This is a genomic window from Streptomyces sp. bgisy130, from assembly GCF_057708345.1.
Genome location: NZ_JBYISA010000044.1, coordinates 12,363 through 28,454, shown reverse-complemented (window position 1 = coordinate 28,454; position 16,092 = coordinate 12,363). Strand labels below are relative to the sequence as shown.

At 69.7% G+C, this 16,092-nt stretch carries 19 protein-coding genes; 11 read left to right on the top strand and 8 right to left on the bottom strand.

Features of this window, described 5'->3' with window-relative positions; all coding sequences use genetic code 11:
- Positions 1–290: 290 nt before the first annotated feature.
- Together AC3EUV_RS33700 and AC3EUV_RS33695 are read right to left on the bottom strand one after the other, a co-directional pair.
- On the bottom strand, positions 291–617 hold the full coding sequence (locus AC3EUV_RS33700; RefSeq protein WP_432146341.1) for a winged helix-turn-helix domain-containing protein: 327 nt from the start codon (positions 615–617) through the stop codon (positions 291–293).
- Positions 614–1,033, bottom strand: a complete 420-nt coding sequence (locus AC3EUV_RS33695; RefSeq protein WP_432146342.1) for a hypothetical protein — start codon at positions 1,031–1,033, stop codon at positions 614–616. The genes AC3EUV_RS33700 and AC3EUV_RS33695 overlap by 4 nt, the downstream gene beginning before the upstream one ends.
- Before the next feature lie 373 nt (positions 1,034–1,406).
- Between AC3EUV_RS33695 and AC3EUV_RS33690 the strand changes: the two genes are divergently transcribed.
- The 5 genes from AC3EUV_RS33690 to AC3EUV_RS33670 all read left to right on the top strand — a co-directional run bounded on the left by AC3EUV_RS33690 (position 1,407) and on the right by AC3EUV_RS33670 (position 4,477).
- Positions 1,407–2,282 (top strand): putative protein N(5)-glutamine methyltransferase, encoded by an 876-nt coding sequence (locus AC3EUV_RS33690; RefSeq protein WP_432146343.1) that lies wholly within the window; start codon positions 1,407–1,409, stop codon positions 2,280–2,282.
- A 142-nt stretch (positions 2,283–2,424) separates the two neighbouring features.
- Positions 2,425–2,742 carry a GNAT family N-acetyltransferase gene (locus AC3EUV_RS33685; protein WP_435604563.1) on the top strand — a complete coding sequence of 106 codons (318 nt, stop codon included), beginning with the start codon at positions 2,425–2,427 and terminating at the stop codon, positions 2,740–2,742.
- 106 nt (positions 2,743–2,848) lie between these two features.
- Positions 2,849–3,295, top strand: a complete 447-nt coding sequence (locus tag AC3EUV_RS33680; protein WP_432146345.1) for a helix-turn-helix domain-containing protein — start codon at positions 2,849–2,851, stop codon at positions 3,293–3,295.
- Between the two features lie 33 nt (positions 3,296–3,328).
- Entirely contained in the window at positions 3,329–3,946 is a 618-nt protein-coding gene (locus tag AC3EUV_RS33675; RefSeq protein WP_432146346.1) for a hypothetical protein, read from the top strand.
- 186 nt (positions 3,947–4,132) lie between these two features.
- A complete protein-coding gene (locus AC3EUV_RS33670) occupies positions 4,133–4,477 on the top strand; it encodes a DUF2516 family protein (protein WP_018093407.1) in 345 nt (114 codons plus the stop codon).
- Positions 4,478–4,517: 40 nt separating this feature from the next.
- Here AC3EUV_RS33670 and AC3EUV_RS33665 read toward each other — a convergent pair whose 3' ends face one another.
- Entirely contained in the window at positions 4,518–5,945 is a 1,428-nt protein-coding gene (locus AC3EUV_RS33665; RefSeq protein ID WP_435604562.1) for a PP2C family protein-serine/threonine phosphatase, read from the bottom strand.
- A 297-nt stretch (positions 5,946–6,242) separates the two neighbouring features.
- Positions 6,243–7,322 carry a C40 family peptidase gene (locus AC3EUV_RS33660; protein WP_432146364.1) on the bottom strand — a complete coding sequence of 360 codons (1,080 nt, stop codon included), beginning with the start codon at positions 7,320–7,322 and terminating at the stop codon, positions 6,243–6,245.
- A gap of 449 nt (positions 7,323–7,771) precedes the next feature.
- On the opposite strand from AC3EUV_RS33660, the gene pstS reads away from it, so the two are divergent.
- The 4 genes from pstS (at position 7,772) to pstB (ending at position 11,932) form a co-directional block, all read left to right on the top strand.
- Positions 7,772–8,887: a phosphate ABC transporter substrate-binding protein PstS gene (gene pstS / locus AC3EUV_RS33655; protein WP_432146348.1), complete on the top strand. Its 1,116-nt coding sequence runs from the start codon at positions 7,772–7,774 to the stop codon at positions 8,885–8,887.
- Positions 8,888–9,025: 138 nt separating this feature from the next.
- Entirely contained in the window at positions 9,026–10,021 is a 996-nt protein-coding gene (gene pstC / locus AC3EUV_RS33650) for a phosphate ABC transporter permease subunit PstC (protein WP_432146349.1), read from the top strand.
- Positions 10,018–11,097, top strand: coding sequence for a phosphate ABC transporter permease PstA (pstA, locus tag AC3EUV_RS33645; protein WP_435604561.1), 1,080 nt, complete (start codon positions 10,018–10,020; stop codon positions 11,095–11,097). Before pstC ends, pstA begins: the two co-directional genes overlap by 4 nt.
- Positions 11,098–11,155: 58 nt before the next feature.
- The gene (gene pstB, locus AC3EUV_RS33640) at positions 11,156–11,932 is read left to right on the top strand and encodes a phosphate ABC transporter ATP-binding protein PstB (protein WP_432146351.1); all 777 of its coding nucleotides are present in this window, start codon (positions 11,156–11,158) and stop codon (positions 11,930–11,932) included.
- Between the two features lie 162 nt (positions 11,933–12,094).
- On the opposite strand, the gene AC3EUV_RS33635 is transcribed toward pstB, so the two are convergent.
- Together AC3EUV_RS33635 and AC3EUV_RS33630 are read right to left on the bottom strand one after the other, a co-directional pair.
- Positions 12,095–13,093, bottom strand: a complete 999-nt coding sequence (locus tag AC3EUV_RS33635) for an inorganic phosphate transporter (protein WP_432146352.1) — start codon at positions 13,091–13,093, stop codon at positions 12,095–12,097.
- Positions 13,094–13,102: 9 nt separating this feature from the next.
- Entirely contained in the window at positions 13,103–13,723 is a 621-nt protein-coding gene (locus AC3EUV_RS33630) for a DUF47 domain-containing protein (protein WP_042162406.1), read from the bottom strand.
- Between the two features lie 194 nt (positions 13,724–13,917).
- On the opposite strand from AC3EUV_RS33630, the gene AC3EUV_RS33625 reads away from it, so the two are divergent.
- Positions 13,918–14,334, top strand: coding sequence for a metal-sensitive transcriptional regulator (locus AC3EUV_RS33625; protein WP_423671509.1), 417 nt, complete (start codon positions 13,918–13,920; stop codon positions 14,332–14,334).
- A gap of 9 nt (positions 14,335–14,343) precedes the next feature.
- Here AC3EUV_RS33625 and AC3EUV_RS33620 read toward each other — a convergent pair whose 3' ends face one another.
- Together AC3EUV_RS33620 and AC3EUV_RS33615 are read right to left on the bottom strand one after the other, a co-directional pair.
- Complete coding sequence (locus tag AC3EUV_RS33620) at positions 14,344–14,562, bottom strand: hypothetical protein (protein ID WP_387248247.1); 219 nt, start codon at positions 14,560–14,562, stop codon at positions 14,344–14,346.
- A 145-nt stretch (positions 14,563–14,707) separates the two neighbouring features.
- Entirely contained in the window at positions 14,708–15,571 is an 864-nt protein-coding gene (locus tag AC3EUV_RS33615; RefSeq protein ID WP_432146353.1) for an SCO4651 family lipoprotein, read from the bottom strand.
- A 170-nt stretch (positions 15,572–15,741) separates the two neighbouring features.
- Between AC3EUV_RS33615 and AC3EUV_RS33610 the strand changes: the two genes are divergently transcribed.
- Entirely contained in the window at positions 15,742–15,936 is a 195-nt protein-coding gene (locus tag AC3EUV_RS33610) for a hypothetical protein (RefSeq protein ID WP_432146354.1), read from the top strand.
- The last annotated feature ends 156 nt before the right edge of the window (positions 15,937–16,092 follow it).

Here is a 16,092-nt window from a genome sequence, read left to right as displayed (position 1 = left end):
GAACCTGCTCCGAGCCTCCGAGCTCCCTAGCTCCCAGCGCCCTGATCTCTGAGCCCTGAGTCCGGAGCCCGCGTGGCGGACCTGTCCCGTAATCCCGTCCCGGACGGTATGAGTTGGAGTGCGCTCCAAGTCAACAGGGTTTCATCCGGGCGGGGTTGGACCACCAGAGCGTGAGCAGGAGGAGTTGGGCAGGAAGGGGCTGGGCAGGGAGGTGTTGGCTGGTACGGCGCCCCCGACAGCCGCCCCTCCGGCGCGCCCCGGCGCCCACGTCCTGCGTCCTGCGTCCTGCGTCACCCTCCGTCGGAGCCGTGACCCGCTATCGCGCGTAGGGCCTGGCAGTGCGCGGTGAAGGCGGTGCGGCCGCCGGGTGTCAGGGCGAGCCACGTGCGCGGGCGCTTGCCGACGTATCCCTTGGTGACGGCGACATAGCCGGCCTTCTCCAGGGTGGCGACCTGCCGCGACAGGACCGAGTCGCTCACCTCGACGGTGTCGCGGACGAAGGCGAACTCGGCCTTGTCGGCGGCCGCCAGGGTCGCCACGATGGAGAAGCGGACCGGGGCGTGTATCACCTCGTCGAGTTCATGACGTGGATGTGCCCCCGGACTCGATTCGGTCACCGCCGCGCCTCCAGATAGCCGCCTATCAGCCCGGGAAGGGCCACCACCACTGCTCCGGGGATCCACCACGACGCGGCGCCCTGATGCCACATCACGCCGGGGAACAACACTGCGAGGTAGAGCAGCGTCCACACCATGATCAGGCCGATATGCCGCCGGCCGAACCCGCGCCGGGAAACGCGCTGCCGGACCGCGTAGACCGACAGCCCGGTGATGGTGGCAATCCACATTCCGACGCCGATCGCCACCCCATGAGGCGGGGGCAACAGTCCGATGGACAGCACCATGACCGCGGCCGCGCAGCCGTAGATCACTTGATACCGGATATACCACTTCGAGCCCTTCCGCACCGTCGAGTCCAGCTCCTGCACTCGGGCCAGTGCGGCCGCCGCGTCTTGTGAGGCGTACTCCCCCATGCCGGTTCCCCCAGTCCGATGATCCGACTTCCTGCGTTCAGCATGACAAATACTTTCCGGTTTGCCAAGTACTTTCCAGCCACAGTGAGTTGACCTCGGGAATGGCGATCCCGCGGCGCCGCGGAGCCCGGGGCGGGAGACGGCCGTCGCGGGACCGGTCGCGCCACGGCTGCCTGGGCGTCGAGGCCCAGGTCAGGTAGGGTGGCGCTGCTATCAGTGAACCGACCGAGGAGGTGAGACCGATTCCCCGCCAGTCCAGGCAGGTGCTCCCGGCTCACGTCCGTGCGGTCCACCCGATGCAGGTGACCCTCCGGCACACGTGACCCGGGAAGCGCACTCGGCGCCCCGAAAGGCTCACATGTCGTCATCTCCGATGCCGTCCCACTCGTCACCGCTTTCCTCGCCCCTCCCGGCACCCCACTCCGCACCACACTCCCGCTCCACCGTCATCAGCCAACTCCGCGCCGCCGGTTGCGTCTTCGCCGAGGACGAGGCGGAGTTGCTCCTCTCCACCGCGCGTACCGCGGCCGAACTCGCCGCCATGGTGGAGCGGCGCGTCATCGGCCTGCCCCTGGAACATGTCGTCGGCTGGGCGGAGTTCTACGGCCGGCGGGTGACCGTCGATCCCGGCGTCTTCGTACCGCGCCGCCGCACCGAGTTCCTCGTGGGCCAGGCCGTCGGCCTCGGGCGCCGGGCCGGCGAGCGCACCGGGCGGGCCCCGGTCGTCGTCGACCTGTGCTGCGGATCCGGCGCGGTGGGCGCCGTATTGGCCGATGCCCTGGACCGGATCGAGCTGTACGCGGCGGACATCGAGCCCGCCGCGGTGCGCTGCGCCCGCCGCAATGTCGCTCCCGCCGGGGGCGAGGTGTACGAGGGCGATCTCTTCGACGCCCTGCCCCACGACCTCCGGGGCCGTATAGACGTTCTGGTGGCCAACGTTCCCTACGTACCGACCGGCGAGGTCGGGCTGCTGCCGCCCGAGGCCCGTGACTACGAGCCGCTGGTGGCGCTCGACGGCGGTGCGGACGGGCTGGACGTCCTGCGACGGGTGACGGCTGCGGCGCCGCAGTGGCTGGCGCCAGGAGGCCATCTGCTGGTCGAGACGAGCGAACGGCAGGCCCCGCACGCGGTCGGGGCCTTCACCCGCAACGGGCTGCTCCCCAAGGTGACGGGCTCCGAGGAGCTCTACGCAACGGTCATCATCGGGACCCGGCCGACGGAGGGGCAGGACATAGCGGGGCCGCCGTAACGCGGAGCTGCCGGACGCCCCGGCGCTGCCGGCCGCCTATTCGATCCGCGCGCAGCACAGCCCTGCCGATGTGGCGGGCCCGGCGGCGGCCCACCGCGCCGCGTTCGGGTCGACGCGGGTGACCACCGAGCGGCATACGCGGATGCGGGAAACCTGGCCGTACCGGGCCGAGTTCGACCTCGTCGTGGCGTCTCCTGCCGGTGAGGTCGCCGCCTATTGCCAGGGCTGGTACGACGCGGCCAACGGCGTCGGGGCGTTCGAGCCGGTCGGCACCCACCCCGGGCACCGCCGTCGCGGTCTGGCCCGTGCCGTCTGCCTCGCGGTACTACGGGCGTTCGCCACGGCCGGCGCCCGGCGCGCCGTCGTCTACTGCCGGGGCGACACCGAGTACCCCGTCCCCAAGCGGCTCTACGAGTCCCTGGGCTTCACCGCGTACACACGGACATACACGTACGTCTGATCCGGCACACCTGCTCATGGCCTGCCCCAGGACCACCCCAACCCACCCGGACCACTATTGCTAGCGCTTGCTTGCAATAGTTAGCAGGGCGAGGCACCATCGGGGTATGGCATCACTCAATGTCGGCAATCTCGGCGAGTTCCTGCGGGAGCAGCGGCGCACGGCGCAGCTGAGTCTGCGGCAGCTCGCGGATGCCGCCGGGGTGTCCAATCCGTACCTCAGTCAGATCGAGCGCGGCCTGCGCAAGCCGAGCGCGGAGATTCTTCAGCAGCTCGCCAAGGCGCTGCGGATATCCGCGGAGACGCTGTACGTCCAGGCCGGGATCCTGGACGAGCGGCGCGGTCTGGACGGGGTCGAAGTGCAGACCGCGATACTCACCGACCCGGCGCTGAACGAGCGGCAGAAGCAGGTCCTGCTCCAGATCTACGAGTCCTTCCGCAAGGAGAACGGGCTCGGGAGCGACGGCAAGGACACCGCTGCGAGCGGACATGAGGACGGGCGCGGCACGGAGCCCCTTGAGACAGAGGCCGACGGCGGCCCGCACGCCACCTGAGCAACCGATTCCGTTTCCAGGAGGAACAACGCCATGGCCATCAACACCGATGACCTCCGCAAGGCCCTGACCGACGCGACCCCGCTGTACGCCCTGGCCGGCACCGTCGACCTGGCTGCCGAGAAGCTCGGCGAGGTCCCGCAGTTCGTCGAGAAGATCCGCGCCGAGGCGCCCAAGCGCTTCGAGTCCGTACGCAGCACCGACCCCAAGGACGTCCAGGCCCTGGTCGGCAAGCAGGCCAAGGACGCCCAGGAGAAGCTCACCGAGCTGCTGGGGTCGCTGGACGGCGACATCAAGAAGGTCCGCGACCAGGCGCAGGAGCTGGCGCTCCAGGGCGTGGGCCGGGCCGCCGAGGCCGTTGTCCGGGCCCGTGAGGGCTACGAGGAGCTGGCCGAGCGCGGCCGGGGCGCCGTGGCGACCTGGCGCGGCGAGGCCGCCGACCAGGTCGAGGACCTCGCGGTGGCGATCGAGCCGGAGCCGGCGCAGAAGCCCGCCAACAAGAGCGGCGCGAAGAGCCAGGCCGCCAACGGGACCAAGGCGGAGACCAAGGCCACCCCGTCGACGCAGCCCAAGCCGTCCGCGCCGAAGAAGCCCGTCGCGCAGCGCAAGCCGGCGCCGGCGAAGAAGAGCACCCCGCCGTCCGCCAAGTGACCGCGGAGCACCGCGTGAGTGGGCTGTGAGCCGGCTCACCGGGCGCCGGGGGCGCCGATTGACCGCACGGGCCGGGCACACTTCGGGTGCCCGGTCCGTTGTGCGGGTACGGTGGGGCCGCATGGGCGGCCGACGGCCGCGGCAGCGGACCGAGACGACACGAATGGCGAACGGGCGGTGCAGGGCGTGCTGATTTACGGGTTCCAGAGCATTCTGAGCTGGGTGCAGCTCGCCCTGGGTGTCTATGCCGCCGTGATGCTGATCGATGCGGCCGTGCGGCGGGAGGACGCCTATCGCGCCGCGAGCAAGCAGACCAAGGGCATGTGGCTGATTTTCCTCGCTCTTGCCACGGCGCTGCTGTTCATCCTGCCGATCATGTCGTTCCTGCCGGTCATCGGCGTGATCGCGGTGATCGTCTACACCGTCGACGTCCGGCCGGCGCTCCGGGAGGTCTCCGGCGGTGGCCGCGGCCCGCGCCGCGGGGGCTCCAGCTCGGACGGGCCGTACGGGCCCTACAACGGCGGGCGCTGAGCCACACCCGGCCGCCCGACCCCCGGGGCCCGCGGCTCCGTCAGCGCCGGTCCAGCAGCAGGACGGCCACGTCGTCCGTCAGCTCGCCGCCGTTCAGATCGCGGACTTCCCTGACCGACGCGTCCAGCAGCTCCTCGCCGCTGAGACCGGCCGCCATCTGGCGGCTGACCAGCTCGGTCATGCCTTCCTGGCCGAGGCGCTGGTTGCCCTTGCCGATCCGGCCCTCGATCAGGCCGTCGGTGTACATCATCAGGCTCCAGGAGCCGCCCAGCTCGACCTGCCGGCGCGGCCAGCGGGCGTTCGGGAGCAGGCCGAGCGCCGGGCCGCCGAATTCGTACGGCAGCAGGTCCGGGCGCTCGCCGGCCCGGGCCAGCAGCGGTGCGGGGTGACCGGCCAGGCACAGACCGGCGCGGCGACCGTCCGCGGAGATGTCGACGGTGCACAGCGTCGCGAAGATCTCGTCGTCCGCGCGCTCGTGCTCCAGCACCTTCTGGAGGGTGGCGAGCAGCTCGTCGCCGCAGAGTCCGGCGAAGGTCAGCGCGCGCCAGGCGATCCGCAGCTCGACGCCGAGGGCGGCCTCGTCCGGGCCGTGGCCGCAGACGTCGCCGATCATCGCGTGGACGGTGCCGTCCGGGGTGCGGACGGTGTCGTAGAAGTCGCCACCGAGCAGCGCGCGGCTGCGGCCGGGGCGGTAGCAGGCCGCGAACCGGAGGTCGGAGCCGTCCAGCAGGGGCGTGGGCAGGAGGCCGCGCTCCAGGCGGGCGTTCTCCTGGGCGAGCATCCGCGACTCGGTCAGCTGGCGCTGGGCGAGGTCGGCACGTTTGCGTTCGACGGCGTAGCGGACCGCGCGGCTGAGGACCGCACCGTCCAGCTCGTCGCGGAAGAGGTAGTCCTGGGCGCCGACGCGGACGGCGTCGGCGGCGCGCTCGGCGTCCGTCTCGTAGGTGAGGACGAGGACGGCGTGCGAGGTCGCCATGCGCAGCACGTCGTGCAGCATGCCCAGGGTGTCCCCGGGGGCGCCGTCACCGTCAGGGTCGGCGGTGGGCTCCGCCGGGGGCAGGTCGAGCAGGATGCAGTGCACATCGTCGGTGAGCAGCCGCTCGGCCTCGGTGAGGTTGCGGGCGGTGCGCAGGCGCACCTTGCGGCCGGCCCAGTCCCACATCTCGGGGACATGGCTGTTGGGGTCCTCGCCGATGAGGAGCAGGGTCAGGCCCTGGTGCAGCGGTCCGCGATCGGCCGAAAATCGCTCTTCGGCAGGCTGGGGCTGCCCGGACTCCGGGTAGCCCTGCGGTGCCGGGCGGGCCGACTCCTGGCCTATGGCGGGTGCCGGGACGCTCGTGCCCCGGGCCGTCGCGTCCCCCGCGCCCGGCGCGTCGGCGACCCGCGCGGTATGCGCGCAGGCGTCGTCCGCCGGTCCTGCCTGATGCGGCAGCACGACCGACCGCTGGTGCGGTACGGGTACGGGCATTGGTCTGCTTCCTTCCCTCCCCCCGAGGGGTGCGGCGGGGCGCCGACGGCGCGCCACCGTGCCCGGCTCCACGTCGCTCGTCGGTCAATTGAGTGGGCCGTGCCGGGCACTGACAGGCGACGATAGCGTCAGTACCGAGAGGTATGGAATGCCCAGCGGCAATCGGCCATCGTCATATGCCGCAGCTGATAAGCCATTTGACCTGGGGAGGGCGGAATACGGAATGACGAACATCACCCCGCTTGAGTGCATTCCGCTACGCCACGACAACCCTCAGACAGCAAGAAATCCGGTCATTCATCGCCCATTGTGACGCGCGCCATCGTCGTCGCCCCCGCCATCGGGGCGGACGACGCCGAGGATCGGCATGGAACCGGCGCCGGTGATCGTCACCTGCCGGCCGGGACGCGGGGCATGCACAATTGCGCCGTCGCCGAGATACATCCCGACATGACTGGCATCCGAGAAATAAATGATCAGATCGCCCGGCCGCATATCCCTGAGGCCGACCCGGGGCAGCTGCCGCCACTGCTCCTGTGAGGTGCGCGGAATCGTGTGGCCACCGGCCTGCCAGGCCCGTAGCGTCAGCCCGGAGCAGTCGAAGGTGTCCGGCCCCTCGGCGCCCCACACATAGTCCTTGCCGAGCTGTGCGGTGGCGAAGGTAATCGCTTTCTTGCCGGCCGCCGACGCTTTGTTGCTGATGTCTTTCAGCACGCCGGAGTCGAGCCACTTCTGCTGCCGCGCGAAGGCCTGGGCGTCCTCCAGCTTCTTCAGCCGGTCCTTTTCCTTGGCGGCCAGCCGGGATTCCAGCTGCTTTGCCTCGTCGATCTTTTTCTTGATGTCCCGCCGGGCGCTTTCCTTCTTCTTGCGGTTCGCCTCCAGCTGCTCCCAGCGGTCCGTGGCGGAGTCCGAATACTTCTCCAAGTCACCCTTGAGACGCCCGAGTTGGCTGATCACGCGCTTGGCGGCGAACTGTCCCTTACGGGCCAGGGTGGCATTGTCGAGAAAGCCTTCCGGGTCGGTGTCGAGCATCAGTTTCGCCTCGGAGGGCAGCCCGCCACCGCGGTACTGGGCGCTGGCCAGCGAGCCCGCCTGCCGCTTGAGGGCGGCCAGCTTGCGCTGGGTGCGGTCGATGCTGCGGGCCAGCCGGACGATCTCTTTCTGCTGGAGCCCGACCTGCTCCTCGGCGGCGTTGTAGGCGTCGGTGGCCTGCTCGGCCTTGCGGTAGAGGGCCTCGACCCTTCTGCGTACGTCGTCGAGGCGGCGGGCGTCGGCGTCCGCGGCGGCCGCGGCGTCCCCGGCCCGCCGTGCGTCCGCGGACGGGTTCTTCGGGTCATCGGCGTAGGCGGCCGTGGCCGTACCGCCGAGCAGCCCCATCGCGCACAGGACGACGGTGGTGCACAAAACCAGCCTGCGGCCTCTTACGCCCCTGCCCCCCCACATGCCTCGTACGTCCCGAACGCCCTGCTGTGCCCCCTGGCTCCCCACCAGCCACCTCCGGTCGTTCCGCACCGATATCGCCTTGTCTCCGGCGCGGATGCTGCCATACCGACTGGTAATTCAACAGGGCGACGGGCCGTTTCGCACCAGTCGGTGAGCACTTCTCCCCCCGCACCCAGCCGATGGCCGAGGTTCACCCTGCGTTCACTCTCCTCCATCGGCCGCTTCACCTGATCTACCTAATTTCAGCCGTACCGAGTGCGCGCCATGCCCACAGCGCAAGCGCGACACGGCTAGCTGGCATCGCACGACCGCGACAGCCAAATGCCCTGCTCACCACCTCGCACGCCGACGAAGCGGCGCGCCCCAGGAAGGAACTCTCGACAGTGAAGCTTCAGCGCAAGAACCGGGTTCGCGCCCTCGCCGTTGGCGCTCTCGCCGTCACCGGTGCCCTGGCCCTGTCCGCGTGCGGATCCGATGACACCACCGGTGCCGGTGGCGGTGGCGCCGCCAAGCCGTCCAACATCAAGTGCGACGGCAAGGGCAAGCTGCTCGCGTCCGGCTCGTCCGCGCAGAAGAACGCCATGGACGTCTGGGTGCAGAACTACTCGGGCGCCTGCAAGGGCACCGAGATCAACTACCAGCCCACCGGCTCCGGCGCCGGTGTGACGACCTTCCTCCAGGGTCAGACCGCCTTCGCCGGCTCGGACTCGGCCCTCAAGCCCGACGAGGTCACCAAGTCGAAGCAGGTCTGCAAGGGCGGCCAGGCCATCGACCTGCCGATGGTCGGCGGCCCGATCGCGGTCGGCTACAACGTCCCCGGCGTCGACAACCTGGTGCTGGACGCCAAGACCCTGTCGCAGATCTTCGACTCGAAGATCACCAAGTGGAACGACTCGGCGATCAAGAAGCTGAACCCGGACGCCAAGCTCCCGGACCTCAAGATCCAGGCGTTCCACCGCTCCGACGACTCGGGCACCACCGACAACTTCACCAAGTACCTCAAGGCCGCCGGTGACTGGAAGCACGAGCCGGCGAAGAAGTGGGAGGGCGCGGGCGGCCAGGCGGCCTCCGGCTCCGCCGGTGTCTCCTCGCAGGTCAAGCAGACCAGCGGCGCGATCTCCTACTTCGAGCTGTCGTACGCCACGGCGAGCAAGATCCAGACGGCCAAGCTGAACACCGGCGCCAAGGAGCCGGTCGAGGCCACCGTCGACAACGCCTCCAAGGCCATCTCCGAGGCCAAGCAGGTCGGCAAGGGCGATGACCTGGCCCTGGAGCTCAACTACACCACCAAGGCCGAGGGTGCCTACCCGATCACCCTGGTGACCTACGAGATCGCCTGCGACAAGGGCAACAAGGCCGAGACGCTGCCCGCCACCAAGTCCTTCCTGACCTACATCTCCAGCAAGGACGGCCAGAGCGCCCTCAAGGCCCTCGGCTACGCCCCGCTGCCCACCGAGATCGCCGACAAGGTCCGCGCGACCGTCGCCAAGATCTCCTGACCTACCGGGCGGCGGCCCATGAACCGCCGTACGGTCCAAAAAAGGGGGCCCCTTCACCAGGGCCCCCTTCGGGCCGCCGCCCGTCCGGTGCACCGCCGCGCCAGGAGCCGTCATCCGGCTCCGCAGACCGGAGAATCCATGAACACAGCTTCCTCCACAACCGACACCCCTCCGCCACCCCGCGACGGCCGCTCGGCCATATCGGGCAAGGCGGTCCGCCCCGGTGACCGGATCTTCCTCGGGCTCTCCCGGGGCTCCGGTATCGCCCTCCTGGTGATCATGGCCGCGATCGCGGTCTTCCTCACCTACCGGTCCGTGCTCGCCATCTCCGGCGACAAGGCCAACTTCTTCACCACATGGGACTGGAACGCGAGCGGGGCGGAGCCGAAGTTCGGCATCGCGGTGCTCGCCTTCGGCACCGTCGTCAGCTCCGTGGTCGCGATGGTCCTCGCGGTCCCGGTCGCGGTCGGCATCGCGCTGTTCATCTCGCACTACGCCCCGCGCCGGCTGTCCTCCACGCTCGGCTACGTCATCGACCTGCTCGCCGCGGTGCCCAGCATCATCTACGGCCTGTGGGGCGCGCTCTTCCTCGTCCCGCATCTGACCGGCCTCTACACCTGGCTGGACGACTACCTCGGCTGGACCGGCATCTTCGAATACGGCGGCGGGGCGGCCCGTTCGCTGTTCACCGTCGGCATCCTGCTCGCGATCATGATCCTGCCGATCGTGACCAGCGTCAGCCGCGAGGTGTTCCTCCAGGTCCCGAAGATGCACGAGGAGGCCGCGCTGGCCCTCGGCGCCACCCGCTGGGAAGTCATCCGGATGTCGGTGCTCCCCTTCGGCCGCTCCGGAGTCATCAGCGCCTCCATGCTGGGCCTGGGCCGCGCGCTCGGCGAGACGATGGCCGTCGCCACGGTCCTCTCGCCCAGCTTCCTCATCAACGCCAGCCTGCTGGATCCGGGCGGCGGCACGTTCGCCCAGAACATCGCCAGCAAGTTCAGCGAGGCCGACCAGTTCGGCCAGGACGCCCTGATCGCCTCCGGTCTCGTCCTCTTCGTGATCACGCTGCTCGTCAACGGCGCGGCCCGCCTGATCATCGCCCGTCGCAAGGAGTACTCGGGAGCCGCCGCATGAGTATCACGACCGACCGCCCCGCGGTCTCCAACGGCGGCAGCCCGCTTCCGGTCTCCCTCAAGCAGGCCCGGCTGCCGCGCTGGTCCCCGCCGGTCATCGCGCTGGCCGCGGCCGGCGCCGGCGTCGGCATCGGACAGGGCGCCGGCCTGGACAGCACGGTCCAGTGGGGCCTGATCGCCGCCGCGCTCTTCGTCCTCGGCACCTTCGTGCTGTCCGCGGCCGTCGAGGGCACCCGGCAGGCCAAGGACCGGCTGGCCACCAGCCTGGTCTGGATGGCCTTCCTGATCGCCGTCGTACCGCTGGCCTCCCTCCTGTATGAGACCGTCAGCCGCGGCACCGAGGTCCTCGACGGCTTCTTCCTGTCGCACTCGATGGGCACCACCCCGGACGCGCTGCCCGGCGGCGGTATCTACCACGCGATCATCGGCACGCTGGAGCAGGTCGGCCTGGCCACCCTGATCGCCGCGCCGATCGGTCTGCTCACCGCGATCTACCTCGTCGAGTACGGCCGCGGCCGGCTCGCCCAGGCCGTCACCTTCTTCGTCGACGTGATGACCGGTATCCCGTCGATCGTGGCCGGCCTGTTCATCCTCTCCGTGTGGATCCTGATCCTCGGCTTCGGCCCGTCCGGCTTCGCCGGCTCGATGGCGCTGGCGATCCTGATGATGCCGGTCGTGGTCCGCTCCACCGAGGAGATGCTCAAGCTCGTCCCGAACGAGCTGCGGGAGGCCTCGCTGGCCCTCGGCGTCCCCAAGTGGCGCACCATCCTCAAGGTCGTCCTGCCCACCTCGATCGGCGGCATCACCACCGGCGTGATGCTCTCCATCGCACGCATCACCGGAGAGACGGCGCCCGTGCTGCTCCTGGTGTGGGGCGCGAAGACGATCAACAACAACCCCTTCGAAGATGCCCAGCAGTCACTTCCGCTCTACGTTTTCCAACAGTGGCAGCAGGGTTCCGAGGCCTCGTACGACCGCGCCTGGGCGGCGGCACTGGTCCTCATCGCCTTCGTCATGATCCTCAACCTGGTGGCCCGCGGCATCGCCCGCTGGAAGGCCCCCAAGTCCGGCCGCTGACAAGCCGCGCCCCAATCGATGTGCGGCTCCGCCGCGTGAGAAAGAAGCAGTGATTTCCATGGCCAAGCGAATCGACGTCAGCGGCCTCTCCGCGTACTACGGCAGCCACAAGGCGATCGACGACATCTCGATGACCGTCGAGCCGCGCTCCGTGACGGCCTTCATCGGCCCGTCCGGCTGCGGCAAGTCGACCTTCCTGCGCACCCTGAACCGGATGCACGAGGTCACCCCCGGCGGCCGCGTCGAGGGCAAGGTGATGCTGGACGACGAGAACCTCTACGCCTCCGGGGTCGACCCGGTCGCCGTCCGCCGCACCGTCGGCATGGTCTTCCAGCGCCCCAACCCGTTCCCCACGATGTCGATCTTCGACAATGTCGCGGCCGGTCTGCGGCTGAACGGCTCGTACAAGAAGAGCGAGCTCAAGGACATCGTCGAGCGGTCGCTCAAGGGCGCCAACCTCTGGAACGAGGTCAAGGACCGGCTGAACAAGCCCGGTTCCGGGCTCTCCGGCGGCCAGCAGCAGCGGCTGTGCATAGCCCGCGCCATCGCGGTCGAACCGCAGGTGCTGCTGATGGACGAGCCGTGCTCGGCGCTCGACCCGATCTCCACCCTCGCCATCGAGGACCTGATCGGCGAGCTCAAGGAGCGCTTCACGATCGTCATCGTGACGCACAACATGCAGCAGGCCGCCCGGGTGTCGGACCGGACGGCGTTCTTCAACCTCGCCGCCGTCGGCCAGCCCGGCAAGCTGATCGAGATCGACGACACCGAGCGGATCTTCTCCAACCCGTCGGTCCAGGCCACGGAGGACTACATCTCCGGCCGCTTCGGCTGACCGACGCGCGCGGCCCGGCCACTCCGGCCGAGCCGCCCCACCAGCGTCCTGCGGTGCTGCATGGCGGTGCCACCGCAAGGCGAAGGGCCCGCCCCCACTTCCCGGGGGGCGGGCCCACTTGCTGTCCGCGTCAACTGCCGGACGGGACGGCTTCCGTCCGCGTCAGCCGAACGCCAGCTCCACGATCCAGTAGCTGCCCGCGGCGACCAGCGCCGCGGCCGGCATGGTGATGAACCAGCCCATCACGATGTTCTTGGCGACGCCCCAGCGCACCGCACGCGTGCCCTTGGTCGAGCCCACGCCCATGATCGCGGAGGTGATGACATGGGTGGTGGAGATCGGCGCCTGGAACATGAACGACGCGGTGTACATGACCGAGGCGGCCGTGGTCTCCGCGGCGAAGCCCTGCGGCGGGTCCAGTTCGATGATCCGGCGGCCCAGGGTGCGCATGATGCGCCAGCCGCCCGCGTACGTACCGAGCGAGAGCGTGATCGCACAGGCCAGCTTGACCCACAGCGGGATGGCCGCGTTCTGGTCCTCGACATCGGCGATGACCAGCGCCATCACCACGATGCCCATGGTCTTCTGCGCGTCCTGGAGGCCATGGCCGAGCGCCATGCCCGCCGCGGACACGGTCTGGGCTATGCGGAAGCCGCGTTTGGCCCTGTGCGGGTTGGACTTCCGGAACATCCAGAGGATCACGACCATCACGAGATAGCCGAGCACCAGACCGATGACGGGCGAGATGAACATCGGCAGGACGACCTTCTCGACCACGCCGGACCAGATCACGGTGGTGCCACCGGCGAGGGCCGCACCGACCATGCCGCCGAAGAGGGCGTGCGAGGACGACGACGGCAGACCGAAGTACCAGGTGACGAGGTTCCAGACCACCGCGCCGAGCAGCGCGGCGAAGAGGATGCCCATCCCCTTGCTGCCGTGCGGGGTGGAGATCAGCCCCTCACTGACGGTTTTGGCGACCCCGCTGCCCAGGAAGGCACCGGCGAGGTTCATCACGGCGGCCATCGCCAGCGCCGCCCGCGGGGTCAGCGCACGTGTCGAGACCGAGGTCGCGATGGCGTTCGCCGAGTCGTGGAAGCCGTTGGTGTAGGTGAAACCGAGCGCGACCGCAATGGTCACGACGAGCGCGAAGGTGTCCATGGGAGGCGCTCAGGACTCCTTGACCGCGATGGTCTCGACGGTGTTGGCGACGTGCTCGAAGGCGTCGGCCGCCTCTTCCAGGATGTCCACGATCTGCTTGAGCTTGAGGACCTCGATGGCGTCGTACTTGCCGTTGAAGAGGTGCGCCAGCAGCTTGCGGTGGATCTGGTCGGCCTGGTTCTCCAGGCGGTTGACCTCGATCCAGTACTCGGTGAGGTTGGTCATGGTCCGCAGATGCGGCATGGCCTCGGCGGTCAGCTCGGCCGCCCGCGCCAGCACCTCGATCTGCTGGTCGATGCCCTTGGGCAGTTCCTCGACCTTGTAGAGGACGACCAGGTCGACCGCCTCTTCCATGAAGTCCATGATGTCGTCGAGCGACGAGGCGAGGTTGTAGATGTCCTCGCGGTCGAACGGCGTGATGAAGGAGGAGTTCAGCTGGTGGAAGATCGCGTGGGTCGCGTCATCACCCGCGTGCTCCGCCGCCCGCATTCGCTCGGCGATCTCTGCCCGTGCGGAGGCGTCCGCCCCGAGCAGTTCCATCAGGAGCTTGGAGCCTGTGACGATGTTGTCCGCGGAGGCGGCGAACATGTCGTAGAAGCTCGTCTCCCTGGGGGTCAGACGAAAGCGCACGTGAAATCCTCGGGGTACATCGGATTCGGTCGGGTTGATGCTAGGCGCATCATCCAGCCACTGCTAACCGGCATTCCTTCAGTGTCGCCCATCGTGCAGCATGCTCTGCACGGGGTACCACAGGTGCCCGCAAAGTTCGGTACCATATACCCACCAGGGGTATATAGATCGCCTAGATACCACGGGAGACGGCCATGCCGACCACGGACGCCGACACCAACGGCAGCACCGCAGCCGCCGCGGCCCCCCACCCCCCGAAGCCGGACACCGACCCCCGAAGCGACGTTCAAACCGTGACCCATCACGCAGAGACTTCTCCGGCCGCCGGCGTGCACGGCTACGCACAGCAGAAGGACGCACACATCAAGCGACTGCGGCGGATCGAGGGTCAGATCCGCGGACTCCAGCGGATGCTCGAAGAAGATGTCTACTGCATCGACATACTCACCCAGGTCTCCGCGAGCACCAAGGGCCTCCAGTCCTTCGGCCTTCAGCTCCTGGAGGAACATCTGCGGCACTGCGTCGCCGACGCAGCCGTCAAGGGCCCCGAGGCCATCGACGCCAAAGTGCAGGAGGCCACCAAGGCCATCGAGCGGATGCTGCGCACCTGAAGGGGCGCGCTAACCGGGGCAGCGTCCGGCGGTCCCGGACCCGGGCGGCACCCGGTCCGCGGGGTCGCCACCGTCGCCGTCGACCTCCAGCACCTCGTCGATACGGTCCGGGCTGAGCCGATCCTCACTGGCGGCCGCGGCCGCGATCATCAACTCACCGGTCAGGTCGATCTCGACGAGGGCTACGTGGTCCTGGACCGTCGTAGGGCGGTGTCCGGCCACGTACAACACCTCCTCCTTCGAGCGCCTTCCCACGCCTGGGGTGGTTACCGCAAGCCTAGGGACGGGCGCACGCTCCGCGCATGGCACGGATGGACCATTTCCGCCATCCGGCAGGCGCCCCCGTCACATGCCCGGCCCACGGCGCCCGCCCTCATGGCGTGGGTGAAGCGATCTTCCCTGCGTAGATGTCCCGTTCGTCCGGCAGTTGAACCGCGACCTTCGTCCCGAAACCGGACAGTTCCGTCGTGGATGTCACCGAGGCCCCCTTCGGCGCACCGTTGGCGAAACGGAACCACTGGCGCACCTTGCGCAGCCGCCCGGCCTCGTCCAGATACGCGTCGAACGGCACCTCGCCGGTGGTGAATCCGTCACCCGCGGCGACCAGCGCGGGTGCGGTGCGCGGCGACGCCGCCGCGGCGGCCGCCCCGATGTCCGTCGTCCCGCGGTAGTGCCGCACCCGGACCCCGTCCAGCCATTCCTCGCCCTGATACGTCACCTCCCGTGCGCCGCGCAGGAGTTCGGCGGCGGCCAGCGGATCGGTCGCGCCGCCGGTGACCAGATTTCCGTCGGCCAGTGAGGCGGTGGCCACCCGCACCCACTTGTCGGCAGGCACCCCGGCCCCGCGGTTCTTCATGAACAGCGCACCGGGTGCGAGGATCTCGGTGATCGGCTGATGGCCGCCGCTGGGCCGGCCCGCCGGGTCGGGGAGCACGACCCGCAGCCGGCCGGTGCTGGTGGCGAAGTCGTAGCCGCCGGTGCCGCGGATGGCGACGCGGGTGCCGCCGCTCGCGGTCTCCATGGACGTACGGACCGTGGCGGAGCCGGCCCGCACCAGGGCGTCGGCGCTGTCCCGGACCTCCGCGGCGGCGGGGGCGGCCCGGCCGGCCGGCTCCTGGTCGTCGGCCGCGGCGCCGTCCGGGGAACAGCCCGAGGTCAGCAGCCCGACCGCCAGACCCGTCCCGCACGCCATGGCCACCGCGACCGTGCCACCGCCTCGCCTGTCCTGCACCACCATCGCGTACGAGCCCCCTCGGCCGCTGTCTTCGGGAACGGCCTGGGCCGGCCGGTCCGCTCGGGAGGGTCGGACGTTCCGCCGCCGCGCCTGACGTTTCACCGACCGTTCCGTTCAACGACCGCCAAGGGGGCTCGTCACGCAAGGACACCTGGGGCGCGTAGCGTGGCCGGGTGCCCGACCGAGCCCCTCACACGACCTCCACCACCGAACGCGGCGCCTTCTGCACGGCCCGCTGTGACTGCGGCTGGCGGGGGCCGGCCCGCCGCGCCCGCTCGCAGGCACGTACGGACGCACAGCGCCATCTGGCCGAGGCCGCACCCGGATCCGGCCGCGGCGACGGCGGATCCGGGCGCCCGCTGGAATGAGGAAGTCCGTTCCGGGAACCCCTCACGCCCCTGCCGCATCTGCCTAGTCAGGGAAGCAACGGCACCGCGCCGCCAACGGACTTCACGGACAGCACCGGACAGCGCGGGCATCACCGGACACCGCGCAACGCGGGGCAGCGCGCTGCCGCGACCGTC